Source organism: Cohnella phaseoli (assembly GCF_003386235.1).
Classification (GTDB): domain Bacteria; phylum Bacillota; class Bacilli; order Paenibacillales; family Paenibacillaceae; genus Cohnella; species Cohnella phaseoli.
In genome coordinates, this window is sequence record NZ_QRDZ01000008.1 from 95442 (window position 1) to 119570 (window position 24129).

19 protein-coding genes are annotated in these 24129 nt (G+C 48.1%); 4 read left to right on the forward strand and 15 right to left on the reverse strand.

The window, feature by feature from the left end; all coding sequences use genetic code 11:
* Positions 1–55: 55 nt before the first annotated feature.
* The 6 genes from DFP98_RS12115 to DFP98_RS12140 all read right to left on the reverse strand — a co-directional run bounded on the left by DFP98_RS12115 (position 56) and on the right by DFP98_RS12140 (position 7303).
* The gene (locus tag DFP98_RS12115; protein ID WP_116060853.1) at positions 56–640 is read right to left on the reverse strand and encodes a TetR/AcrR family transcriptional regulator; all 585 of its coding nucleotides are present in this window, start codon (positions 638–640) and stop codon (positions 56–58) included.
* Between the two features lie 38 nt (positions 641–678).
* Positions 679–1590, reverse strand: a complete 912-nt coding sequence (locus DFP98_RS12120; RefSeq protein ID WP_116060854.1) for an SDR family NAD(P)-dependent oxidoreductase — start codon at positions 1588–1590, stop codon at positions 679–681.
* A gap of 295 nt (positions 1591–1885) precedes the next feature.
* Complete coding sequence (locus DFP98_RS12125) at positions 1886–2626, reverse strand: aminoglycoside phosphotransferase family protein (protein ID WP_116060855.1); 741 nt, start codon at positions 2624–2626, stop codon at positions 1886–1888.
* A 61-nt stretch (positions 2627–2687) separates the two neighbouring features.
* A complete protein-coding gene (locus tag DFP98_RS12130) occupies positions 2688–4262 on the reverse strand; it encodes an ABC-F family ATP-binding cassette domain-containing protein (RefSeq protein WP_116060856.1) in 1575 nt (524 codons plus the stop codon).
* A 14-nt stretch (positions 4263–4276) separates the two neighbouring features.
* Positions 4277–6016, reverse strand: coding sequence for an ABC-F family ATP-binding cassette domain-containing protein (locus DFP98_RS12135; protein WP_116061003.1), 1740 nt, complete (start codon positions 6014–6016; stop codon positions 4277–4279).
* Positions 6017–6031: 15 nt separating this feature from the next.
* Complete coding sequence (locus DFP98_RS12140; protein WP_116060857.1) at positions 6032–7303, reverse strand: DEAD/DEAH box helicase; 1272 nt, start codon at positions 7301–7303, stop codon at positions 6032–6034.
* A gap of 346 nt (positions 7304–7649) precedes the next feature.
* On the opposite strand from DFP98_RS12140, the gene DFP98_RS12145 reads away from it, so the two are divergent.
* The gene (locus DFP98_RS12145) at positions 7650–7889 is read left to right on the forward strand and encodes a hypothetical protein (protein WP_116060858.1); all 240 of its coding nucleotides are present in this window, start codon (positions 7650–7652) and stop codon (positions 7887–7889) included.
* A 102-nt stretch (positions 7890–7991) separates the two neighbouring features.
* Here DFP98_RS12145 and DFP98_RS12150 read toward each other — a convergent pair whose 3' ends face one another.
* Positions 7992–8315: a DUF2834 domain-containing protein gene (locus DFP98_RS12150; RefSeq protein WP_116060859.1), complete on the reverse strand. Its 324-nt coding sequence runs from the start codon at positions 8313–8315 to the stop codon at positions 7992–7994.
* A gap of 287 nt (positions 8316–8602) precedes the next feature.
* Between DFP98_RS12150 and DFP98_RS12155 the strand changes: the two genes are divergently transcribed.
* From DFP98_RS12155 to DFP98_RS12170, 3 genes are all read left to right on the forward strand, one after another.
* Positions 8603–9157, forward strand: coding sequence for a dihydrofolate reductase family protein (locus tag DFP98_RS12155; protein ID WP_116060860.1), 555 nt, complete (start codon positions 8603–8605; stop codon positions 9155–9157).
* Positions 9158–9466: 309 nt separating this feature from the next.
* Positions 9467–10915, forward strand: a complete 1449-nt coding sequence (locus DFP98_RS12160; protein WP_116060861.1) for a serine hydrolase domain-containing protein — start codon at positions 9467–9469, stop codon at positions 10913–10915.
* A gap of 959 nt (positions 10916–11874) precedes the next feature.
* Positions 11875–13491, forward strand: coding sequence for a stalk domain-containing protein (locus tag DFP98_RS12170; protein WP_181917643.1), 1617 nt, complete (start codon positions 11875–11877; stop codon positions 13489–13491).
* A 310-nt stretch (positions 13492–13801) separates the two neighbouring features.
* On the opposite strand, the gene DFP98_RS12175 is transcribed toward DFP98_RS12170, so the two are convergent.
* From DFP98_RS12175 to DFP98_RS12215, 8 genes are all read right to left on the reverse strand, one after another.
* On the reverse strand, positions 13802–14518 hold the full coding sequence (locus tag DFP98_RS12175) for a response regulator transcription factor (RefSeq protein WP_116060864.1): 717 nt from the start codon (positions 14516–14518) through the stop codon (positions 13802–13804).
* A gap of 1 nt (position 14519) precedes the next feature.
* The gene (locus DFP98_RS12180; RefSeq protein ID WP_116060865.1) at positions 14520–16001 is read right to left on the reverse strand and encodes a sensor histidine kinase; all 1482 of its coding nucleotides are present in this window, start codon (positions 15999–16001) and stop codon (positions 14520–14522) included.
* A 3-nt stretch (positions 16002–16004) separates the two neighbouring features.
* Positions 16005–16727 carry an ABC transporter permease gene (locus DFP98_RS12185; protein WP_116060866.1) on the reverse strand — a complete coding sequence of 241 codons (723 nt, stop codon included), beginning with the start codon at positions 16725–16727 and terminating at the stop codon, positions 16005–16007.
* The gene (locus tag DFP98_RS12190; RefSeq protein ID WP_116060867.1) at positions 16724–17449 is read right to left on the reverse strand and encodes an ABC transporter ATP-binding protein; all 726 of its coding nucleotides are present in this window, start codon (positions 17447–17449) and stop codon (positions 16724–16726) included. Before DFP98_RS12190 ends, DFP98_RS12185 begins: the two co-directional genes overlap by 4 nt.
* 30 nt (positions 17450–17479) lie before the next feature.
* Complete coding sequence (locus DFP98_RS12195) at positions 17480–18451, reverse strand: hypothetical protein (protein WP_116060868.1); 972 nt, start codon at positions 18449–18451, stop codon at positions 17480–17482.
* A gap of 293 nt (positions 18452–18744) precedes the next feature.
* A complete protein-coding gene (locus DFP98_RS12200) occupies positions 18745–19128 on the reverse strand; it encodes a DUF3221 domain-containing protein (protein WP_116060869.1) in 384 nt (127 codons plus the stop codon).
* Positions 19129–19520: 392 nt separating this feature from the next.
* The gene (locus DFP98_RS12205; RefSeq protein WP_116060870.1) at positions 19521–19901 is read right to left on the reverse strand and encodes a hypothetical protein; all 381 of its coding nucleotides are present in this window, start codon (positions 19899–19901) and stop codon (positions 19521–19523) included.
* A gap of 574 nt (positions 19902–20475) precedes the next feature.
* Positions 20476–23850, reverse strand: a complete 3375-nt coding sequence (locus DFP98_RS12215; RefSeq protein WP_116060871.1) for an immunoglobulin-like domain-containing protein — start codon at positions 23848–23850, stop codon at positions 20476–20478.
* Between the last annotated feature and the right edge of the window lie 279 nt (positions 23851–24129).

The following is a 24129-nucleotide window of genomic DNA, read 5'->3' on the forward strand; positions in this document are numbered from 1 at the left end:
TTAGTGAATCGGCATCTCGTTCCGATAAGGAAAGCTCCCTTAACCACGACGATCTCTATTTCGTCAATATGTTCAGCAAACGATCGACTTCCTGTATCCAATCCATTCCGATTACCTTGGCGTCTTGAAGTATAAGACCGTTAATAACCGAAAAATATAGAATCAATTGCTTGTAAGCATCGCCCTCCGAGAATACTCCTTCTTGCTGCCCTCGGATAAAGATCGGGATAATCTGTTCGATGGTTTCCTGTGGGGAATACCTCTCGATGGCTTCCCTCGCCTTACTCGGAACGGCTTCCAACGTTAACGCCTGTTGAACGAGCAGGAAATATAGCTTGTGGTTCTCATCCAACATTTGAAGCGTAAACGCCTTTATTTGCTCAAGAGGCGAACCGGAGAACATTGCGATATCCCGAATGGCTTTTCGGGATTCCTCGATCGCCTCTTCCACGAGAAGCGCAAAGATCTCGTCTTTGGATGCGAAGTAGCGGTACGATAAACCTTGGCTAATCCCGGCCTCCTCCGCTATCATGCTCATTTTCGTGCCGACGAGACCTTTTTCCGCAAATATCTTAAGCGCCGCCTTTTTGATCTGATCCTTGCGTTCTTGTTCAGATTGCGTTTTTTCTATTCTTGGCATAGGTTATCCTTCTTCCTTTTTCGTACGTTAGTCTCGCATTAAGCCTGCGACAAAAGGATCTGCTCCTCGCTCGCTTCCCATAGCTTCTTCGCTGCTTCCACGTTTCTTGCCTGTACTGACAGCGTCCCCACACGTTTATCGACGTAGTAACGTCCATTCTCCAAGTTCTTGTTGTCGGTATCCGCCAGCCATACCAACGTCTCTGCACCCTTCTCGGGTGTTCTGGCGAACCACATCATTACGTTCGTCGTCATCCGGGCCATCCATCCGTTGTCCCGATTGAAATTCGTGGCGACAAGTCCGGGATCGAAGCTATACGCTGCCACATTCGTGCCTTTCAATCGTTGCGTCAGTTCTGTGGTAAACAAGATGTTCGCCAGCTTCGACTCGCCGTATCGGAAGTTAGGGCCGCCCTTCAGCTTCCCAAAAAAACCAAAATAACGCTTGCCGTTCAGATCGTCGAAATCGATGCCTTGCCTAGCCATTTTATGGCCGTGGGATGATGTCGTAATGATACGAGCATGTTCGCTCAGCATCAGTCTATCAAGCAAAAGCCTCGTTAACAAGAATGGCGCGATATGATTGACCGCCATGGTCATCTCAATTCCATCCTCCGTCAACTTATGATCGACAAACATCGCACCTGCATTATTGATCAGAATATCGATCTTGGGACATTTCGCTAATATTTCGTTTGCCGCGCGGCGGATCGAACGCTGTGAGGACATGTCGGCGATGAAGACGTCCACCGTGATCCGATTACCGAAGGTCGCCCGGATCCCATCCGCAACCTCGTTAGCTTTGGTCGTATTACGCGCAACAATACCCAAGTTCGCCCCTCTCGCAGCTAGCTCTCGGGCAGCCGCCAATCCAATTCCGCTCGTCGCGCCGGTAATCACCACATATTTTCCTCTTTCATTCGGATCATTTGTTTGATGAATTCTGTCCATTTAGAATTCCTCCTCGTTATAATGAATGATTCGTTCATTCATTAACTTACTCAAGTATAATGAACGATTCATTCATTTGTCAATGGGGGAACAGGCACAACTTCTTTCGTTACTTGCGGAAAAGCCTACCTGCCTCTGGGGATTCGGGCGGTGCATACCTATTCGGATGGCCGCACGCATTTGGAGCGGTTTAATTTTCCCCGTCGTGGTACGGATAAACTTGTTTGAAATTAAACATAGAAGAGGACGGAAAGTCAAAGCTCTCCGTCCAGGTTATAAAATCCCTTTATGTATCTCACCGGTACTCTTCAGGACATTCACCCACTCTAGCGGCAATAATTACAGATAGGTAATCTTGTATCCTTTCTCGGGTAACATTCATTTCCACAAGATATAAATCAGTTAACGTTTTCTTAAATCTCAGTAACCTTTCACTATCTTCAGCATCTTGTGGAACTGGTGTGTACTCCATTAGGAAAACAGTTCTTGCAATATCATATAAGGAGTCTCCATGGCATACGTTCATGAAATCTATAACCATTGTATGACCGCTTGATAATAAGATATTACCGGGATGAAAATCACCATGACAAAGTGTATCTCCATCTTTCAATTTAGCCAGGGTTTCCAATGCTCTCTCTCGATCAATCAAATTAGCAGATGCAGCGTTTAATATATTAGATTCTAAAAATTCTTTGTAACTCGGTACGTTGTTCACGCTGTTCTGAATAATTGTCTTATGCAGCCTTGCCATATATTTGGCACATTCTTGGAGGTCGCCTGTTTTCAAAACCCAATTCAACAGGGTTTCCCCCTCCACCCTGTCGTATATAATTCCTGTCTGCTCTTCAATACAAATGATTTCGTATACCTTGGGTTTTGCAAAATTTATAGCATTGATTGCTTTAGCGTTAAGAAACTCCCTTTCTATCGCACTTTTGGGATAACCCTTAACGAACAGCTTAAGCACCGTACCTTCTTCCCACTCATATACCGTAGCTGTATTGCCTTTACCGATTATTTTTCCATACTGCATCGTATGTCACCGCCTTTCAACCCTTATGTTATCTGCTTGCTACCGTCTAGGGGCTTCTCTCTTACAGGCTCTGTTCGGTCACTCCCGTTACCGGATCGAAGGTCAGCATCTTGGTCCCGATCTTATCGATAAAGAAGCGATCATGGCTTACCGTAATAACCGCACCGGGAAAATGGATCAGAGCTTGCTCCATCACTTGTATGCTCGTGAGGTCCAGATGGTTGGTCGGCTCGTCCAAAATGATAACGGCCGCACCCGAGAGTAGACACTTAGCCAGCGCCACCCGAGCTTTCTGCCCGCCGGACAGATGGCCGATCGCCTTGCTCAGATCCGCCTCCGAGAATTGCAGCATAGCCAGGAATTTGTTCACCTTTTTGCGCGGAGCATCCAGTCCCAATCCATACGTATTTACCGCGTGGCTGACGGTGTCCTTAGGATCGAGTTCCTCCCACATCCGGTTGAAATAGGCGTAGTTAACCCCCTTCTCCCAAACAACCTCCCCGGAATCCGGCTTCTCCTGCCCGGTAAGCGCCTTAATGAGCGTGGACTTCCCGCTTCCGTTCGGTCCCACGATGACCAAGCGATCTTCCTTCTGAATATCGAAGCTAACGTTCTCGAAGATCTGCCTGCCCTCGTAGGTCTGCCCGATCTCCTTCACTTCGCATAGCTTGTCGGGAAAGCGCAGCCTCTCGTAGATGTCGGTAATCAGCACGTTAACGGGATGCGGCTCTATCCGCTTCTTGTTATCCGCCAGCTTCCGCGAGAGACGGTCCTTGGAACCGGATTTCCGGTTCGCGCGATCGTCGATCGCCTCGGATTCCATGAGCAGCAGCTCTTCCTCCCACTCGAACTGGCGGTCCAGCTCCTTCTTGCGCATCTTCTTCTTACGGACGTAATCCGTGTAGTTGCCTTCGTATTCCTGAAAATGATAGTTCTCGATCTCGATCGTGCGCGTGACAACCTTGTCGATAAATTGCCGGTCATGCGATACCAGAATCATGGCTCCCTTGAATCGGTACAGCCACTGCTCCAGCCATGCAATCCCTTCCATATCCAAGTAGTTCGTCGGCTCGTCGAGCAGAACGACATCAGGCAGCTCGATTAGCATCTTCGCGAGCGCCGCACGGTTACGCCATCCCCCGGACAACTCATCGATTGGCTGATTGCGGGATCTGTCATTGAACCCCAACTTCGTAAGCACCGTATTAATCTCGACGGACACGTTCCAGCCATCGAGATGATCCATCTGCTCGAATAACTCCGCTTGTCTTGCCAGCAGCGCATTCATCTCGCTATCGTCGGTAACCGCACCCAGTTTATCTCCGACCTCTTGCAGCTCTCGTTCAATAAGGGCAACCTGCTCGAAGCAGGCTTCCAGTTCTTGTTGAACGGACAAGCCTCCGCTGAGTTCCGAGAATTGCGAGAAATATCCGATTTGCACCTGAGGATCTATTTCTACTCTGCCGGACGTCGGCTCTTCCTTGCCCATGATGAGCTTAAATACCGTCGACTTGCCGGCGCCGTTCCGTCCGATTAGGCCAATACGTTCCCCTTGCATCACTCGAAAATAAATGTCGCGGAAGATCATGGACTCTTCATACTTCTTCGTGACGTTCTCCAACCGTATTACGCTCATGGCGATCACCCCATCTACAGCAGCTTAATCAGCTCTTCCAGCTCGTCAACCCATCCTTTTGCAAGTTCGAATTGAGTATCTTTTAAAGCCAATTCTATTTTCATTTCAACCGCTTTTTTCTTTTGTTCCGTTTCTAAATAGTCTTTATCGAAATGACTGGCATAAATCATCTGTCTAAATTTTCGCATACTCATTTTTCTGATCGTCTTATCCTCAATGATTAGAACATAATCCATACCGTTTACAACGGAATAGAAATCATGGGAAATCATGAGAATCGCGCCTTTATAGTCTTCAATGGCTTTTTCCAGCGCGATTTGTGTATAGGTGTCTAAATGACTTGTCGGTTCATCAAGAAGCAATACGTTCGCTCTACTGGCAGAAACTTTAGCCAATTGAAGGATGTTTTTTTCTCCGCCGGATAAAGATTTTATCTTCTGACTCACGATTTCTCCTTCAAAGCCATAGTTTGAAAGATACGATCTAACCTCATCATAAGTGCTAAACCCAGTATCCATGAATTCTTCTAATATTGTATTGGAATCATTTAGCATTTCGCCTTGGAGCTGAGATAGGTAAGCCACTTTAGCATCGGTATTTATTTCAATTGAATCATGATTATTGCTAAAGATTTCTCGTAGTAAAGTCGTTTTCCCGGTACCGTTCGGACCGATAATGGCCACTTTATCCGTCGTTTTTATCTCAAAGCTAACCTTGTCTAAAAGCAGCTCGTCAAAAGCAACGCTATAATCATGGACCTTGACAACAATGGCGTCTTCCATTTCATTATCCATATCGAAACGGATATTCGGTTGCTTAATCTCAACGAAGGGCGCTTTAATTCTACGCGCTTCCAACCTCTCTTGATAACTAACTCTAGCTTTTAACGCTCTACCTCTAGAGGCATCTGCATTATAAGTTGCAATAGCCCTTAGATTATGGATGATTTTCTCGTTTCTTTCACTCTCATCCTGTTCAGCGACTGCGAGCTCTTGCAACTCGATTTTTGTCTGAAGCAAGGAGAGATTATACTCCATATACCGCCCATCGAACTCTTGGATCTCCCTATTTTCAAGGTGTATCATTTTGTTAAAGCAATGATTCAATAAATATCGGTTGTGCGTAACAACCAGCAGCATTCCTTTGTAGGAATTAATCAGTTTTTTAAGCGCGTTTAGGTTTTCGAAGTCTAAAAATACATCCGGTTCGTCCATAATCATGAAGTCGGGACGATTAAGCATTTCCTTCATCACTTGAATAAGCTTGAATTCCCCGCCGCTCAGGTCGGATACCTGATGATCTCTTCGCTTCATGAGGTTTGCCAGATTTAGCTGCTTATGAATGTTGCTTTCAAAATCTTCCCCGCCCATTGCATCAAATGCGTCTAAAGCGAATTGATACTTTTCCAATAACGGTTCTATATCCGATGAAGTTTCCATTTCCGTGCAAATCGCTTGAATTTCATTTTGAATCTCTATAAATCGTTCTCCTATATATTCAAACACTGTTTTTTCTTTAGTGTTGTCTAGTTCTGAGAACTGACTTACATATCCAATTGTGCAATCGGGGTCGATTTCTAATTTGCCATCGAATAGATATCTTTCCGGGTCCATCAGGATATCAATCAATGTACTTTTCCCACTGCCGCTTGTTCCAATAAAAGCGCAATGTTGATCTTCCTCTAACGTAAATGAAATGTTGTTATAAAGTTCTTTTTGCGGAAATGAGAAGGACAAGCGTTCAACTTTTATCATCATATTATTCCCTTCTTACTTTCCAGCATTGGATCGCCGTCTACGGCGGCGGCCAGCCTCGCCGCTATGTCCGCGAGTATCGTCCTTGGATGGCGCACTATTGACTTTGACTCGGTCCACCGTGACCGTCGCAGGTTCCGGCTTCGTAAGGGTCATCGGGTAAGGATGATCGGCAATCACCGGGATTCTCTGCTTCGTCAGCTTCTCGATTTCCTTCAGATAAGGAATCTCCTCGTTCTCGCAGAACGAAATCGCGATCCCGCTTAAGCCCGCACGCCCAGTACGGCCGATCCGATGTACGTAAGTCTCTGCTATATTTGGCAAATTAAAGTTAATAACGTGCGATAGTTCCTCAACGTCGATGCCTCGTGCCGCGATGTCTGTCGCCACCAGCAAGCGTGTCGCACCGCTTTTGAAGTTATTCAGCGCCGCTTGTCGGGCATTCTGGGACTTGTCGCCATGAATCGCTTGCGCAGTAATCTTCGCTTTCGTCAAGCCTCGCACTACCCGGTCCGCACCGTGCTTCGTACGGGTGAACACGATAGCGCTCGCGATCGACTTATCCTGCAGCAGATCGATTAACAGCGGCAGTTTATTCGGCTTGTCCACATAATAGAGGACCTGCTTAATCCGCTCCGCCGTTGAGGAAACAGGAGTAATCTCGATTTTCACCGGATTCTTCAGCAAAGTGTTAACCAACGACGTGATCTCAGACGGCATCGTCGCAGAGAAGAATAACGTCTGCCGCTTGGCCGGCAGCTTGGCAATGATTCGCTTCATATCATGAATGAAGCCCATATCAAGCATCCGATCGGCTTCGTCCAACACCAGAATCTGCACGTGACGCAGGTCAACGAACCCTTGGTTCATCAGGTCGATCAACCGTCCCGGCGTGGCAATCAGAATGTCCGTGCCTTTCTCCAACAACTGCTCCTGAGCCCTCTGCGTGACACCGCCCACGATCACGCCGCAGCGCAGATTCGTGAAACATCCGTAAGATTTGGCATTGTCGGAAATCTGAATAGCCAACTCACGCGTAGGCGTCAGGATCAGTGAGCGTATAACACGCTTGCCTTTCGGGGGACCCTGCTGTGTACTCAGCAGTTGGATGATCGGCAGCAAGAAGGCCGCTGTCTTGCCGGTCCCTGTCTGGGCGCAGCCAAACAAGTCACGGCCTGCCAGCACTGGGGGAATTGCCTGCTCTTGGATAGGCGTGGGCTGCGTATAATTTTCCTTAGCTATTGCTTTAATAATCGGGGGTATCAACTGCAATTGTTCAAATGTCATACGATCTCCTTCTTCAAGAACCCGTCTCAATACACAAGTTTCTCTACTAGTATTATACCCTAGAAAAGGAGTAGAACTGCACTCCCACTGAAATAGTGAAAACGTTTGATGACCTCATCATCATTACCTCATTGAGTTGACCGGCACGATATCATAATCCCCAAACCCCATCCTGTCAAGAGATAATGCGTGAATGAGCGAGAAAACGGGGGCGCCCCACTAATAGTTTCGAATTAGGAATGAATTTCCGAGAACGAGAGGCATTTTCGCTTTTTCCAAATCATCCAGTTTCACGTAAAATTTTCTTCAGGCAATGGGAACGGGTAGACAGAAAAGGAGGTTCTGCATGAACAGAGTGGACAAAATCAGATTTATGCTCCTTTACGACAAAACGCCCGAAGCAGAATGCTACGGGTACATGGAGTTGAATCGGGATGGCAATATGATCGCGCTCTACAATAGGTATGGCGAGGAAATAGACATGAATGGCGGACATGAATTTGTCAGGGTACGGACAATCGGCAAATTCGATGATGAAGACCGCGATGATTTTTATTCCTTGTTAGAAAGCGATGATGCAGGATAACTTGCATGACAGGCCGGCCATTCGGTTAACCGAAGAAATCAAATATCACATGAACACTTTAAACTGATTCGTCTAACCCTGTTTCTTTTCCCATCTTTGATGTTATTTTAGAATGCTTTTCTCCAGGTGTAATTGTCGAAGAAACAAAAACAAGGGAAGACCCAGTGAAGGACCTACCAGTAGCGTACCTGCCATCGGCAGCCATAAATATTTCATTCTCTTTCTGGTGCCTTCTAACAGAATGAATCCCATAAGCACGATCGCGGTAACTAAAACATCCATCCATGCAAAAGCTCCGATACGCGTACTGGTTATGGCTTCAAATAGAAGAGTCAAATCGAAGCCGTTGCGCACGATCCAAGGGATAAATTGCGAATAGGGCAAGACGAGTCCCAATAAAGATAATACTCCGTAAAAGTACTTCATTTATAACCCTCCATTATTTTGTAATTCCAAAAAGCTCGCAAAAGTCCGTTTGAATTTCATATTCGATCTATCCTTAGTTTGTTAATGTAATATGAAACGATTTCATTATAACATTAACCCTCTACGTGAACGAACTTGGATAAACTATCGTTACCCGTTAGGAGTTTAACGTTCGGGCCACATCTGTTGCCTAGAAACAACATTCATACCTCCATATCCAATATGACATAAGGTGACATATATGAGGTCTATAATGGGTGTTAGATTAATGAAAGGAGTAACAACTCATGAAACGTAAAATAATTTTAGATTTAGCTGTTACTTTAGATGGGTTTATTGAAGGAAAAAAGGGTGAAGTTGATTGGTGCATTATGGACTCTGAGATGGGGTTTAATCATTTTTTAAATCAAATTGATACCATATTATATGGAAGAAAAAGCTATGATTTATGGGGAGAATTTACTCCGGAAATTGAACAAACGGATTCTGAAAAAGAATTTTGGGAATTGGTTCATAGTAAAGAGAAATATGTGTTTTCCAGGACGCAAAAGGGGACGGATAATAAAGCAATATTCATAAATGACAGTATTCTTGAAAAAGTAAATGAATTAAAGAATAAGCCTGGTAAAGACATCTGGCTATATGGTGGAGCAAGTCTTATTACGACTTTTATCAATTTAGGACTTGTTGATGAATTTAGATTATCTGTTCACCCTGTTGTTTTGGGAGAAGGAAAACCGCTGTTTGTGGATATAAAACAGAGGTTGAATTTAAAAATCGTTAGTACAAGAACGTTCTCCTCCGGTGTGGTACAACTCATTTATCATTTGGACGAGAACTAATCATTTTGCACATTCCTATGATAAAATTGTTAGCTTCAGACTACGGTCTTGGATCGCCGCTTTTTCATTACACTTAAAGCTTAGAAAATAGAACTCCGAGGGGGAGGGGCTATGAAAGTCAATGATATCGTTCCTAGCATAAGTGGAAGATTATAATAGCAATCTAATTTTTTATATCGTATGATTCTTCACATACAATAAGATTTTCCAATAATAAGCTTCATAATATAGATCTTATTACACTTTAGGGCCTTAAGGTGTACTGCGGTTATATTTTCCGTACGGGAGTTTTCTCGGAATGGAGAGATTATGAAAAAAAATATTGTCTTTATGATTGCATTACTTATACTGTTCACCGGATTCGCAACACCAAGTTATGCATTATCAGATTCGCAATCTGATTCCATACAAACATTGCTGAATGATGCAAGCCGTATATCGGGTGTTCCGGGAATATCCATCTCCATACTTGCGAACAATGAAGTGCTCTACTTTTCTTCCGGGTACGCAGATCGTGAAAAGGGACTGTCGGCAAGTGAAAATACTCTATATGAGCTGGCTTCGGTAAGTAAAGCCTTTACCGGCATGGGTATTCTGCTGCTGGAAGAACAAGGACTGCTGTCCATGTCAGACTCTATCCAGAAATATTTGCCTTGGTTTACGTTAAAGTATCAGGGGAAACAAGTTGATATGCAAAGTGTGACGCTCAATAACTTTTTACACCATACTAGCGGCTTAACAAATGGCAGTCACAGTCAAAACATTCCACAAGGCAATACGCCGGATATGTTGCAAAAAACCGTAGAAATGCTCGTAGATTCTAAATTGTCGTTCTATCCTGGTGAGCAGTATAATTACGGAACTATTAATTATGACGTATTAGGTCTGGTTATTGAGATGGTGTCGGGCCAAAGCTATGAAGACTTTATGAAGAAACAGGTATTTCAGCCACTGAATCTTCACCAGACGTATGTTTATAAAGAAGATGCTCAAGCCACCGGACAGTTGGCACAGGGCTACCGTTCTTCTTTTTTTATGACAACTCCATATAACGCGCCGGATTATGCCGGGAATAAACCCGCAGGCTACATCATTTCCTCTACAAAAGATATGGCGCGTTGGATGGGCATACAGATGGGGATGGTGCAGGACATACCCGAAATATTCCATACGGTTATCGAAAAATCACATCAGGGTGATCGGTCTGTTCCGGCTGTCAATGACATGTATTATGCGGCGGGCTGGTCGGTAAACGCCAACCAAACGAGGATAGAGCACCCAGGGGGCAATCCCGCTTTCGGAACCGAAGTGGTCATACTGCTAAATGAACAAACAGCCATCTGCTTGCTGACCAACGGCGCGAATATCAATAGAGACATGGTACTAAAAGTTAAAGACATATTAGACGGGAATCTGACGCAGTCCTATGGAATAAGCGGCACACAGCTTTTGGACATCTTTTTGTCGTCTGCCACAATTATTCTTTGCCTATTGGCTGTTCTGTTCTTTCTCTTGGGATTACGCAGAAGGAAAACGAATGAGCGGCAACCAATGACAAAAGGACGAATAATCGTAACAGCTATTTTGCTGATTGCTACGATTGTCCAGTGTATAATGTGCTGTGCATTGGATTGGTCAACGATACTTGTTTGGAAAACATATAGTGTTCTTACAGCTTTGATTTCGTCGGCATTATTAACAGCAAGTATGACATGGTTTGTATACACTCACCGATATAATGCCTCGCTCCGAAAATAAGCATTTCATTCGTTCGCTTTATTGATACTAACTCATCATTTGTTTGCTCATTAACATACATTAATACAACAAAAACATATTGAGCAATAACTCGTATTGGGGTGATTTGTGTGGGGATTAGTTATGTGCTTCTTGTTGTATGGCCAATTTTAATCCTGTATATCGTTTACAAAAAAAAGTATAAATCAGAACGGGAAAAAATTGGCATGATCTTATTAGGAATCCTATGGATCTTTCATCTATTTATTAACTTTCTTATCTAAAAAATAAATAAAAGATCTTACAAAGAAATATATAAAAAAATACATTGATCAATCGAAATCCGGAGCCCATTTCGGGTTTTTGCTTTTTAAATCAGACTCGACGCGATTTAGAGTTTAGTTTCAAGCGCGAACTTTTTAGTAAAATCCGGAGGTGGGGGTTAGGGAGTGTCGAGAGGGCCGAGTCCAGAGCAGAACCTCACCTTCCGTTCCTTCTCGGAAAACTTTGACACCAGCACATCTATGGGGAAGTTCGCCCTTCAGAACGAAATACGATTGTCAATAACGTAAAAATGGGAATGACCCCGAGAGCCAAGAAAGGAGAACACAACGGTAAGCTCCCGCTGGGGTATCGGGTAGTTCCCGCCCCCTACAACCTAACCAAAAAGCGGTCTAAAGCGGTTGCTGTTGTGCCGGAAGAAGCCATTATCGTCCGAAAGATATTCGAGCTATACACCACTGGCCGTGGATTAAAGAGCGTCGCCAATGAGTTTGCTGACTCCTATTCGCCACCCCTCCTCATCTTCTACATCTATAAGTCGAATAACATCTCCTATTCTTTACGGGTCATCTATACGAATTATCGTCGTAATCTGTTCGTTCGCTTAAAATGGGTTCGAAACTTTTTCTTGACAAAGATGTGAAAACTGTAGTTTATTAAATAGTAATTATTACGAATAAGGAGGATTTTGTTTCATGATGCGTTTGATGCCCTTTCTGCTTTCTTCTTTATTTCTGCTTTTGTCCGCCATCCCCGCCATGGCACACGGCACGGTCGAGCGCGTCCCTGAGATTGCCTCCGCTGAAGCCAGACTATTCGTTGCCGATAGCACGACGGGTGATCTCGTCACAGTCGATCTTCCGAGCGGTAGAACTCTATCTCGACTGTCTACTCCGGCTTCTATTATGAGTCTCGCCCTCGCGCCAGATGCCCGCCATCTGTTTGTGACGCGCGGACGCAATACGGATAAGGATTATGTAACCGTCGTAAACACCGGATTCGATCCGGAGACCGGCAGCGCCCGTCCTCCGTTTATCTCCCGTACCTTCGAGGGCTACTCGCCCGACAGTTCCCATCCCGTCGGCAACCTGCCGTCGATCGCCAACGAGTCCAAGGCGGAGCTGCTGCTGCTTGACGGCGACCTTGACTCCCTCGACGGCTTGACGGTACGCAAACTCGCGCTGGCAGGCAACGCCCATTACCACTATGCCGTGGTGGACGGTCTGCTCTATGTCGGTCATCTGCAGCAAGGCTTCGTGCAGGTGCTTGATCTGGAGACCGGCAAGGAAAAGACGCGAATTGCCGGCTGCCCGGTGCTGCACGGTATCGCCCAGGATGAGCAGACAGACCGCTTGTTCTTCGGCTGCCAGAACGAAACGCTGGTGGTCGGTACGCAGGGCGAGGAGACGGCAAAGGCCGTCGCACACATCAATTACCCGGAGAAGCAACGGGTCGCCGCTTTCCTCACAGGCAAGAATCGCGTGCTCTGGGGCTACACGGAAGGCACGTTGCCTCTCCTGTACAAGCTGGACGTCAGCCATGAGCCGTATGCCTACGAAACGATGGAGATCGAGCCTTCAATTCGCCAAGCCGTCTCCTCCGATCAAGCTTATCTGCTGAGCCTGCGCCGCAGCGGTACGCTGGAAATCCGCGATTCGGCCAGCGGCAAGCTGCTGCGCACAGCAGCAATCGGCAAAGGCTGGAGCGCCGACTTCCATGAGCATGTGGACAAGGCCGTTCTGCCGGACATTGCCACCAGTTCCCGATTCGCCTATGTCAGTCTGCCGAACGAAGGGCGCATCGCCCAGGTGGACCTGAGCAGCGGTACGCTCGTCCGTTACCTGGAGGTCGGCGGCGAGCCGACACGTCTGGAGTTGCTGGAGAAAACCGGCGGCGATGACACGCCGTCCTCCTCCCAGCCAGTCGAGCTTCCGACGGCAGCGGAAACAACAGACCCCTCGCTGACGCGCGGAGACAAGACTGTGCCGCTGACGGCTTCTCCGCTGATGCAAGATGATCATGCCTGGCTGCCCCTGCGCAGCACAGCGGAAGCTTTCGGCTTACACGTGAAGTGGCAAGCCGGGACCGGCATCTCGGTGACCGGTGAAGGACTCTCCGTGCAACTGACAATCGACGGCCAGTCTGCGAAGCTAGGCGGTGTGGCCAAAGAACTGCACGCTCCCCTTCAGCTCATTAGCCACACCGCTTACATTCAAGAGCATGATCTGGAAGTCTTGCTCGGTATCAAGCTGCTTGGCGCAGGCGGGCACGCCCATGCCCACGAGCACGATCATAGCACCGAACATGCAGACTGAAGATCGTTAAAACAAATGTCCGTAATCTCACCGACCAATAGGTTTTTGTCTCACGGATTATCTGCAAATAACGGTACAATGTGCTTTTCAATCAGTTCAATTCTATTCTTCGCACGCGAGGTGACAGACTACTCACGCTGAACGTTGTCGGGATGAAAAGCAAAAGTGGTGGGAGCCAGCAATAAAGACACGCCCCTACCCCTAAACCGGGTAAACCGTGCCCTTAGTAATCTGGGTTGTCCCTTTATCGTCATCTGGCGATAGGCGGGCAGCCCTTATTTTCTGTTTACATCGACAGAGATATCGCCATTTACATCTTAAAGCGATATCCCGCGCCCCATACAGTCTCGATAAACTGATGCTGCGAAGGGTCCTTCTGGATTTTGTCCCGGATCTTCCCTACATGGACCGTGACCGTGGCGGTATCGCCGTAATTGTCGATTCCCCAGACCTTATCCAGCAGCGCCTCCTTGGAATATACCCGATCCGGGTTTTCTGCGAGGAACAGCAGCAGATCGAATTCCTTAGTCGTCATTGTAACCTCCGCCCCGCGCATCGTCACTCGTCTTGCATCGATCTGGATCGTAAGCTCGCGAATGTTCAGCTCGCGCGACTTCCGGACATGCGAAGGGCCGATGCCTGCCGCGACACCGGTCAATCGATTATATCGTTCGAGATGCGCCTTCACCCGAGCCACGAGCTCCGTCGGGCTGAACGGCTTCGTTACATAATCATCCGCCCCTAGGCCGAGGCCCCGGATTTTGTCGATATCCTCCTTGCGGGCGGACACCATCAGTACCGGAATAAATTTTGTTTCCCGAATTCGTCGCAAAATATCAAAGCCGTCCATGCCCGGCAGCATGACGTCCAGAATGATCAGATCGTATTCTTGCTCCAGCGCCTTCTCAAGCGCTTGCCGACCGTCTGCCCGAAGGGTAACCTCGTAGCCATTCGCCTCGAGAAAATCTCGCTCCAGCTCGGCGATCGCTCGATCATCCTCAACGATTAACACTTTGCGCTTCGACATCTCACGCTCTCCCCGCTTCCTTGCTATCCCGTTTCATCGGAATGCTAACGATCACCGTCATAGATTGTCCCGGCTCGCTTCTCGCCTGAATCGTTCCGCCATGATTAACAATAATCTGCTTCACGATGGCAAGACCTAACCCGGAGCCGGCCACGTTCTGATTTCGGAAGGCATCCCCCCGATAGAAACGATCGAAGATTCGCTCCAGTTCGGCCGGGCCCATCCCGGGTCCGTTATCCGTAACCGTGAATACCCAATTTTCCAGCTGCCGCCCGAAGTGCACATGGACATGGGGATCTTGCTTATCCATGAATTTTATCGAATTGCCAACGAGGTTTAGCATCACGCGCTTTATCTTCTGGATATCCATCGTCACAATGTCCTCTTGTCCCGCCTCATATTCGCTCGTCAGACGTACGCCCGCGCGCTCGCACTCCATTTGAAGCTCGCTTATTGTCTGTCGATAGAACGACTCAAGAAGCACCGACTCCAGGTAGAACTGTTCCTGCTCGAGGTCCAGCTTCGACAATAAGAACAGATCGTCGATCATCCTGTCCATATCGAGCGCCTTGGCATAGATCACGTCGACATACTTCTTCAGCTTCTCCGGATCATCCGCGATGCCTACCCGAATCCCCTCCACATAACCCTTAATGGAGGTCAGCGGCGTCTTCAGATCATGCGAAATGTTCGAGATCAGCTCTTTGCGATTCTCCTCCAACGCCAACTGAACGTCGATTGATCGCTGCAGCTCGCTGCGCATTTTCTCATACGAGCGGATGACACCCCCCACTTCGTTGCGCACCTTGGATTCCAGACGGAAGTTCAAGTCCCCTTCGGCAATTCGCCGGGAGCCTTGTTCGAGCTGTCGCAGCGGCCTAACGATATCTCTCGTCGTAATCCAGATCAGCGGGACGAGAATGATACCGACAAGAATCGCGATGCCAAGCAACACGAAAAACTTGAATCCGCTTTTCTTGGACTCTGCCATCGTCACGTCAGTCACCAGGTAATACGTCAATGGATCGTCGATTCCTGGGAAATCGTAGGCTACCGACAGCAAGTCGCGTTCCTCCCACGCGCTCACGACGAACACGCGGTCTTTTTTCGACTGAGCAGCGGCCACATCCTGCCGAAGCTGTCTTAAGAACGCTTCCCCTTCGCTGAGCTCACCGTAGCTTTCCCAGCGCTCGCCTTGCCGGACGACAAGGAAGCCCTTGAACGGCTCCAACCGTTCCCCAATAGAGGCCGCGAACTCGGGGGACGTCAGCTCCTCCGGCGCGTACCGCTCCGCATAGCGCAAATCCACGAACAGGTCGATGCCCCGGGAGAAGGCTTCATGCGGGGACTGATCCTTCACGATCCCGCTTATGAGATACGAGAGAATCGCCGTGACGATACCGATTCCAGTCATCGCAACGATAATCGTCGTCAGAATAGTGCCGAATAAATATGTTAAAATAAGCTTCAATCGAATCGACATACATCAGAGCCCTTTTCTTTGGAAGGCCAACAAGCCCAATATAGTGCCAATGATATAGTAGGCTATCATAAATAGCAACGTTGAAACCGTCATCCCGGCATCCCCTCCATACAGGAGCGGCTGCAGCCAATCCGAATAGTTCGTTACGAAAAACCGATTCAACTGCGGCTCAAGAAATCCCACGACGCTCATCGCCATCCACAGCACGACGCTCACTACCAGCCCAACAGCGCTGCTCCCCACCCATAAGGACACGCTATTCGCCAATACAAGCAACAAGCCGCTGAATAAGACCGCGCCGCCAAGCTCCGCTATACCTGCTCCAAACGTGGAAGCTGCAGGCGCGCCGTGAAGAATGAAGCCTCCAATGAAGGTCGGCACGATCATACACAGAACGATTAAAGCTCCGGCCGCCCACCCCGCGAACAACTTCCCCATGAAGAGAAACTCCCGGCTAATCGGCAGCTTAAACGCATGCTTGATTGCCCCGTTGAATTCACCGATCATAAGGTTGCTGCCGAGCGCCACCATGAGGAAAGGAAGCACGACCGCGAGCAGCAGCTCGATAGCCGTTATCGGCAGGTTGTCTGCCAATCCAAGTCGGTCGCCGATAAAAACGAAGAGAACGCCAATAATGAAGGAGAGAAGCAGCAGTGCCTTCAGCTTGCCTCCGCGGAACAGCTTGCACAGCTCCTCCGCAGCGAGGTTATTCATCTGCGTAATCATACGGAAGCGCCACTCCTTTCCTCTGCGAGATGATGCAAATAATAGTCCTCCACACCTGCAAAAGACTCCCGGATCTGCGCGATGCCCGCCGTATGGACATGCCGCCCCTCATAAACAATGCAGGCATGCGTAATCCAATCCTCAATGTCGTGCACTTGATGCGACGACACAATGACGCTTACCCCCGTGTCGGCCACAAGGCCGCGCAGCATTGTCGAGATCTCCCGCCTGCCCTCAATGTCCATGCCGGAGAATGGCTCATCAAGCAGCAGCAGCTTGGGCCGATGGAGCAGCACGCTGGCCAGCTCGATCCGCTGCTTCATGCCGGTGGAGTACTTCTTAATCTTCAAGTCCCCGTACTTGGCCATGCCCACGAGCTCCAGCGTTTGCCGGATACGCGCATCGTCGACACCTGGATATAGCTTATGGTAGCACTTCAAATAGTCATATCCCGTGAGATAGAGGTACGGAGACGGCTCTCCGATCATCAACCCCATGTACGGCCTCGTCAGCTCGGGCCTGTCGGCGACGGAAGCCCCGTTCCAACTTGCTTCCCCGCGATCTGTCCCCACCCAACCGGCCATTGCCTGCAGTGCCGTCGTCTTCCCGGCGCCGTTCGGCCCCAGCAAGGCAACAACCTCACCAGCTTGCACGGTGAGGTTCAGCCCTTGGATGCCGCGACCGCCGGGGTAGACCTTCGTCAGATCGTTTACTTCGAACATGGTGCACAGTCCCCCCCGAGGTCGATTCTGTTAGCGGCGGTCGTCGAACATGGCCGCGTCTAGCAATTCTACGGGCTTGCCAGTTGGGTCATACGCATTCGGCGTCGTGGCATTGATGTCGCTAACGTTGCCTGCGCCTTTTAGCTCCACGCGGTGAGTGACGCCAGCCTTGTCTTTGCCGCTCACTTCAAGCTCGCCCTGCACGCCTTGCACCTCGTTATTCACATCGACCGTCAATTGCAGCCTCACATGTTCAATAGCAACGTCTTCCGTCAACTCCGGTAATTGCGTTTTCAGGTCGATCCCCTCAAGTCCTTGGAAGAAAGGAAGCCGTTTAATCTGCTCCCACTCCCCATGCGCTTCCGGCGCATGTGCACGCCCTATTTTGTCCTCGGCCGATGCCGCGTTCATAAGTAAACGCAGCGGAAGAGGAACGTCCTCCCGACTGATGTTGACCGCAATCGTCTTCGAGCCATCCGCCTGGTTCTCCACGCTGAAGTTGTCCTTCAGGTCGCCGACCAGAAAATCGAGGAGCGCTTCTTCCGCTTTGTTCATTGAGCGATCTCGGGACTTCCCCTCATCCGACCATTTGTGACGTTTGCCGGCATGCTTATCGTCCAAGTTGATCACCTGATAATGCAAATCATTCGTCCGGTCTACGAGATAGACCTTGTCGTCGCCACTGCTGTACAGGCTGGCTTGTCGTTCGACGCCCATGATCTCAAAATCGAGGTCACCGCTAACGTTGTGCTTGCTGCCCGCTTCCCCCATTTTCCCCGCGCCGTCCGCCTTCACCACCGTCTGGCCGTCAACCGTCAAGCTCAAATTTCCGTTGACCGTCGCGCTCTCGATAGCGGTCCCTGAGGCATGATTAGCTTTCAGCACCGCCTTGAATGCATCGTAGCCTGCTGTATTCGGACTATACGCGAAAGCTGTCGCCGTAAATATCGTCATGGCACCCACAGCCGCACCGATCATGATGAATTTGTTTTTCTTTTTCATTTTTCCTCGCTCCTTTAAGATTGTATGTTCTCTCGCTTACAACCTTAGTCTAAAGGAGGAGTCTAAAGTCCCTCGAAAGCAATTCGAAAAGTTTTCTAAAATCAGGGGATCGGGAAACACGAATAGCCCATCCCTAACAGCTCCTGATGTCAGCTTGGATTGGCGACTTGCCATCCCCCTAGAATGACCGTGAATTGCCAAAACAACGACTTATCCACAGATTTGAGTTATCCACATTCCGAAATCATGTTAAAAAGTTGACTTTCGGCCTAAACGAGAAAACAATGCGAAGATTAAGGAATCACTTCAATATTGGTAGCAGACGCTTCTCCCGGATACATGTCACTTGTGCTTCCCTGTATTATGAAGTTTACTTTGTCCCCTTTCCTAAGAGATGCATAAGAATCTTCATTAGACACAGTTAGCCATATTGCATTAGGTTTTGAAATCAGTAAGATTTCATCTGTTGTTTTTGATTGCAAATCTTCTTTGGAAATATATTTTACAACAAGAACTTTTTTGTTTTCTTTTTTGATAATAAAACCCGTCTTGTGATCCCACTGGTCTAGGTCATGGTTGATAGCGTTTTTACTTGACGTTGGATTTGAAGATTTACCACACCCCAATGTTAAAGCAATTAATACACTGAAAATAAGAACCACAAAAACATACCTCATCTTAATCACCCCTAGTTCAATTTAGCGACCTTAAATAAGCGGTCGCTAAATCAGCAGTTAATGTAATATTAATACGAAGGATCTGCATAAACACCAACATTCCTTGAGCGAGAAAGGCGAAATTCGCCCTATTTGTGATAAGGTTCAGCTTAACGGGGCTATCGGCGAAAAATGCGAAAAGAGCTTGTCGCGGTATAGAATTGCCAACAATTTTTGCTCATTAAATTAAACAAAGCTCAATTTCAATAAGGCCACCGAAGGAATCGGCGACCTAATTATCGATGATTTAACTATCGTACTCGTTAGCGTATCTCTCTTAATTCCGGTCTCTTTTCGATGAAAACATAGGTTGGGGCGAAGTTGAACAAGAACGTTATTTCAGAAGCCTTCTACTAGTAATATTGTGAGTATAGCTCAAGCATATCATCAGCACAGCCAGCTATGATCGTATTTGCTTGTTCAGCATGTTTTACCGCCTCAGCGTAAAGTTGTAGATTAAAACTAACAGAAGCCATTATTAAATGCCATTCAGCGTCCGTAATTCCCGTATCAGAAACAGTTTGTAGCAGCTCATATGCTTGCTCAAATGGATTGGTCTGGTCGGAATAATCTTGCAGATAATTCAGCGCCCTTGCATATGCTAAAATCATTTCATATGACCACTGTTCCTGAGGGTACTGCTGCAGGATTGATTTTATTTCATTATAATTATCTACAAGCTTCATTATATCCATCTCTGCCTCAAGATCGTATATATACTGCATGTCAATCATTCAGCATCACCTCTGGTTACAGTATACTAACAAACTAGACTATACGTTTTACCGGATTTAAGTGAACCATTAAGAAGTACAAGCATCATACTGCTCTTTTTATATTCATGTGCCAATTTTACCAGTTGTTGATCTTGATGTAAAAGAGGATTTCTTCCGATTTTTTGCACTCTGCCCGTTAGCGCAACAAGATCCTTGCCACATTCTTTGAGCGGGAAAGGCGAAATTTCGCCCTACTTATGATACGGTTCAGCTTAACGGATCTATCGGCGAAATCAAAGGGTACCATCGAGAGTTCCATGGAGTCTCGTGGACGCAACAAAGTCTCAACCGTGTGGTCTCATCGTATCCTCTATGACATCGACCGGATAACGATCTTTGGAAATCCGTTATGGCCACGAAAATATCAATAATGGATGCTTCATTTAGTTCGCTTTTTTCGGAGTGGGTAGTCGTCCGTTTGAAGCCGAGGTACCGAATCACCTCATGTGGAATATAACTGTATTCAAACACTGTTAGTTGTTACCGAATACAAAAAAACTGGCGACTGTTGAATACAGGCGCCAGCAACTTTTTACATATACCCTAGCTTGCCGAGCAAACGGCTCAGCATAAGTGCCATTTCAGCACGGGTCGCGGTTTGGTGCGGCTTAAAATTGCCTACATGGTCGCCTTTAACGATGCCGTAAGCAAGCATTTGCTGCACTGCCTCGGCAGCCCATTTCGACACCTCGCTCGAGTCGTTCAGCAGCGCCGACCCATTTTCCAGGGCATTGGAGGCGGAGACGCTATCGTATGCGATCGCTCTCGCAAGGATGACCGCCAGTTCTTCCCTTGTAACAGAATCATTCGGGCGGAAGCTTCTGTCCTCGTATCCGGTCACCAGCCCGGCCGCTGCTGCGGAAGAAACCGCCGTTTCGTACCATTTCCCCGCAATATCGGATAAAGCTGCGGACTGAGCCGCCGCGGGGATACCTAGCGCCCTGACCAGCAGCGCTGCTGTCTCCGCTCGCGTTAAGCGTGCATTCGGATCGAAGATGCCCTCTCCTTTTCCTTCAAAGATGAGCATGGAAGCCAGCTTCTCCGCTTCGTATCTCGCCCAGTGTCCTTGCATATCGGCAAAAGCTTTCCGGTTAACAATATTCACGTACAAGCCGTCGCTGCTGACGGGAAGCAACGCATAGGCCTTCCCCCCAACATTTTCATATCGGACCGGAACATATTGCAGCTGCCGAAGCTGCTCGTTCCATACCGTTACAATTGTATCTGCGTCGGTATTTGGAACCGCAATGCGTCTTTCTACTTTGCTGCCTAATTGGATAATGGCAATTTCAGCCCCGTCGCCATTGCTCATAACAATCTTAAACTGAACAGGACCAGACAATAATTCTGCACCCCGGGATTTCAACTCTGTCATTAAAGAAGCATCAGCCTCAATCTCTCCAGCATATATCGCAAAGTTGAGTTTATCGCCGTCCTTGCCTGCATATTGCTTATCTGCGGCAGCAGCCAGCTCGGAGACAGGCAGCCTCATTGTGCCGCCGGCCGTTGACACTTGAAACGCAAACGAAGGATTCAACCGGAGCAGTTTGGTTGCCGTTTCTGCGCTCAGCTCGAAATATCCCTTTGCTGTATTCTTAACGACTTCAATCAATCCGGCTTTCACTTGAGACTGCGTAAGTTTAATTCGTTCCTTCTTATTATTCTCGGCGATGAAATCGATATAAAAGTCCGATTGCGGCTGCTCTGGTTGCTTAGGTTGCTCGGGCTCTTTAGGCTGTTCAGGCCCCACAACAATTGGATTATTCCTTAAAACAATCAATTGAAACTGGCGGCTGTCCGATTCCAACCCTTTCGTTACTGTAGCCGTTAACGTAACCGTTTGGTCTCCGGCCCCATAAGATGGCCGTGATACCGAACCATTAGCGGGATTAATCAGCTCCGTTCGACTTGAGGCCCATGTAATGGCAGAGCCGTTCAACCCTACAGCCGGGAGCGTCAGTCCATTGCGCACTTGCGTTTCGTCATCTCCGGCTGCGTAACCGATCGCAAGCAGCGCCATATCTCTTGTTATCGCCTCTTTGTCCGTCATATCGGCAGCGATGATCGTTAAATTGTATTGGACGTTATAGGTTGTCTGATTCGCATCAACCTCTGCTTCCAGCGTTACGGCTGAATCGCCCGCCGAGTAAGCCGGCCGATGCACGGCTCCTGTTGTTGCATCAAGCAAGCTGTTGTCCGAGGACGTCCAGCGGATCGGACGGCCTGCTGCATCTGTGCCCGGCAGCCCAACATTCGATTTCACCTCGCCAGCCGTCTCTCCTGCGGCAAAGACCGGCTGCGGAGTGGCATAGACAGTTAACTTGCCTGTGTCGGTTATGAGCTCATAATTGGACAAACGGTTCAACGGATCGAGAAGCTGTGCAGTAATATCATAAACACCTTCAGCGCTAACTACCGTAGCCGCCGATTCATACTGTGCAGAGATGGCGTCGCCGGCAACAACGCCTGTAAGGTTGCCGGTTAACTGCGGATTCGCTTTGCCGACCCATCGCGATACCGAATCCGTCGCAACGCGAAGCTCGGCTTTCGTAACCGTCAGCTCGCCTTCCTCAAGGGAAACATGATAGTTACTCAGCATGCCTCCCGGATCGGATAAGGCCGGAACGATCGGATACAATCCCACCGGGCTTAATACGGCTGCTGCTGTCGAATAGGACGCCAGAATAGCATCTCCATTAACAAGACCGGTGATCGAACCGGATAGAGATGGATTGCTTTGCCCATATGCCCGTGATTGATCCGCAGCAGTTACGGTTAAGGGCGCTGGCGTCACAGTTAAAGTGCCCGGCGAGTAGATGATTGTGTACTTCGTTGATGTCAAACCGCTGGCTGTTAGGTCATAATTGCCGATTGGGCTGGATGCGTCGGCGTGAGTCGAATACACCGGCTGCCCAAGCGAGGAGGCCGTGTCCCATGCCATCAGTCCGCCAAAGCTCATTGTGAAATTGCCATTAGACGTTCCATAGGGTCTAGTCGCATTGTTAGGCGTTACAGTGAGCGTGGCTTTGTTGACCGTAAGCGTCGTTGTCTGCTCCGCCGCAGGGTAAGGGTACGAAGCTGCTGTCGCTACTTTCAGTTCATAGCTGCCCGCAGCTTGTCTATTTGAATAGCTACCTGAACCATAACCGGCTGCATTCGTCGTTAAGAATCCTACCGAGTTTCCATCAAGGTAGACATTAACTCTCTTTCCTGCAAGCGGCCCTTCCGGAGTTGTCAGCGTCGCCGATATAGTTACCGTTTGGCCGTATGTACCGGTTATAGGAGAAACGGCCAGCGTAGTCGTATAATCCCTTGGAGAATCACCGACATAAGTGATAAAGCCCATGTCATAATCAGACCAACTGGAAGAAGTATAAGCTCTTCCTCCTGCATATACGTCGGTCGCATAGAGCTTCCATGTTGTTTGCGGCGTATCACCGATGGAAGACGTTAAGTGCATCGTATACTGCTGTCCTGCCTGCACCTGTGCCGGCTGATCGAACAAAACGGACAGCCAGCCTCCCGGATTGTACGGAATATTGCTACTGCCAAAAGTCGCTGAAGCAAGCGCCGTTCCGGACACGCTTTGTCCTCCATAGATACTGAGCGTAAACACAATTCCCGAGCTCCCGTAATCCGCCATATACAAGTCAATTTGATTCAAATAGCCGGACTTACCTGCCGTAAAGCTTTGAGCAAGTCCGTTCGCCCGATACGAGCTCCCCGGATCCCCTGCTCCGGATGTTTGGTCAAGCGCATCGGCAGCCACTGCCGATGCAGGCAGCACGGCAAGTATCGGCACAAGCGTAAGTATCAATGCCAGTAAAAAGCGGACCATACAAGACGTCGTCCGACCGTAAACTAATTTCTTATTCTCCGTATGTCCCCAATCCATTGTTCTTCTCATTTCCTCTCTCTCAATGGTTTTCAGTTTATTCTATCGTTACTGCTACTGCGTCAAGTAGCCTATTAAAGATTAATTCCTGAGGGAATTGTAGAATATAGCAAAGCGACAACTAACACAAGCACACCTCCACTTTTCATTGTTCAACTCCTTTGTGTTTAAATCATTATAGTTCGACCCCTAAGAGACTGTAATCCTTCTAAAAATGTACTGCTGATTAAATTTCGCCCTATTTATGGTAGGGTTCACCGTATCATCTATAGGGCGAAATCGAAGGCGCCC

Coding starts and splice junctions, on each gene's coding strand:
- DFP98_RS12175 (WP_116060864.1), bottom strand. CDS start 14,518: ATGTCGAAGCGCAAAGTGTTAATCGTTGAGGATGATCGAGCGATCGCC.
- DFP98_RS12150 (WP_116060859.1), bottom strand. CDS start 8,315: ATGAAGTACTTTTACGGAGTATTATCTTTATTGGGACTCGTCTTGCCC.
- DFP98_RS12130 (WP_116060856.1), bottom strand. CDS start 4,262: ATGAGCGTAATACGGTTGGAGAACGTCACGAAGAAGTATGAAGAGTCC.
- DFP98_RS12200 (WP_116060869.1), bottom strand. CDS start 19,128: ATGAGGTATGTTTTTGTGGTTCTTATTTTCAGTGTATTAATTGCTTTA.
- DFP98_RS12185 (WP_116060866.1), bottom strand. CDS start 16,727: ATGATTACGCAGATGAATAACCTCGCTGCGGAGGAGCTGTGCAAGCTG.
- DFP98_RS12115 (WP_116060853.1), bottom strand. CDS start 640: ATGCCAAGAATAGAAAAAACGCAATCTGAACAAGAACGCAAGGATCAG.
- DFP98_RS12180 (WP_116060865.1), bottom strand. CDS start 16,001: ATGTCGATTCGATTGAAGCTTATTTTAACATATTTATTCGGCACTATT.
- DFP98_RS12190 (WP_116060867.1), bottom strand. CDS start 17,449: ATGTTCGAAGTAAACGATCTGACGAAGGTCTACCCCGGCGGTCGCGGC.
- DFP98_RS12155 (WP_116060860.1), top strand. CDS start 8,603: ATGAAACGTAAAATAATTTTAGATTTAGCTGTTACTTTAGATGGGTTT.
- DFP98_RS12195 (WP_116060868.1), bottom strand. CDS start 18,451: ATGAAAAAGAAAAACAAATTCATCATGATCGGTGCGGCTGTGGGTGCC.
- DFP98_RS12215 (WP_116060871.1), bottom strand. CDS start 23,850: ATGAGAAGAACAATGGATTGGGGACATACGGAGAATAAGAAATTAGTT.
- DFP98_RS12145 (WP_116060858.1), top strand. CDS start 7,650: ATGAACAGAGTGGACAAAATCAGATTTATGCTCCTTTACGACAAAACG.
- DFP98_RS12205 (WP_116060870.1), bottom strand. CDS start 19,901: ATGATTGACATGCAGTATATATACGATCTTGAGGCAGAGATGGATATA.
- DFP98_RS12125 (WP_116060855.1), bottom strand. CDS start 2,626: ATGCAGTATGGAAAAATAATCGGTAAAGGCAATACAGCTACGGTATAT.
- DFP98_RS12135 (WP_116061003.1), bottom strand. CDS start 6,016: ATGATAAAAGTTGAACGCTTGTCCTTCTCATTTCCGCAAAAAGAACTT.
- DFP98_RS12160 (WP_116060861.1), top strand. CDS start 9,467: ATGAAAAAAAATATTGTCTTTATGATTGCATTACTTATACTGTTCACC.
- DFP98_RS12120 (WP_116060854.1), bottom strand. CDS start 1,590: ATGGACAGAATTCATCAAACAAATGATCCGAATGAAAGAGGAAAATAT.
- DFP98_RS12170 (WP_181917643.1), top strand. CDS start 11,875: ATGCGTTTGATGCCCTTTCTGCTTTCTTCTTTATTTCTGCTTTTGTCC.
- DFP98_RS12140 (WP_116060857.1), bottom strand. CDS start 7,303: ATGACATTTGAACAATTGCAGTTGATACCCCCGATTATTAAAGCAATA.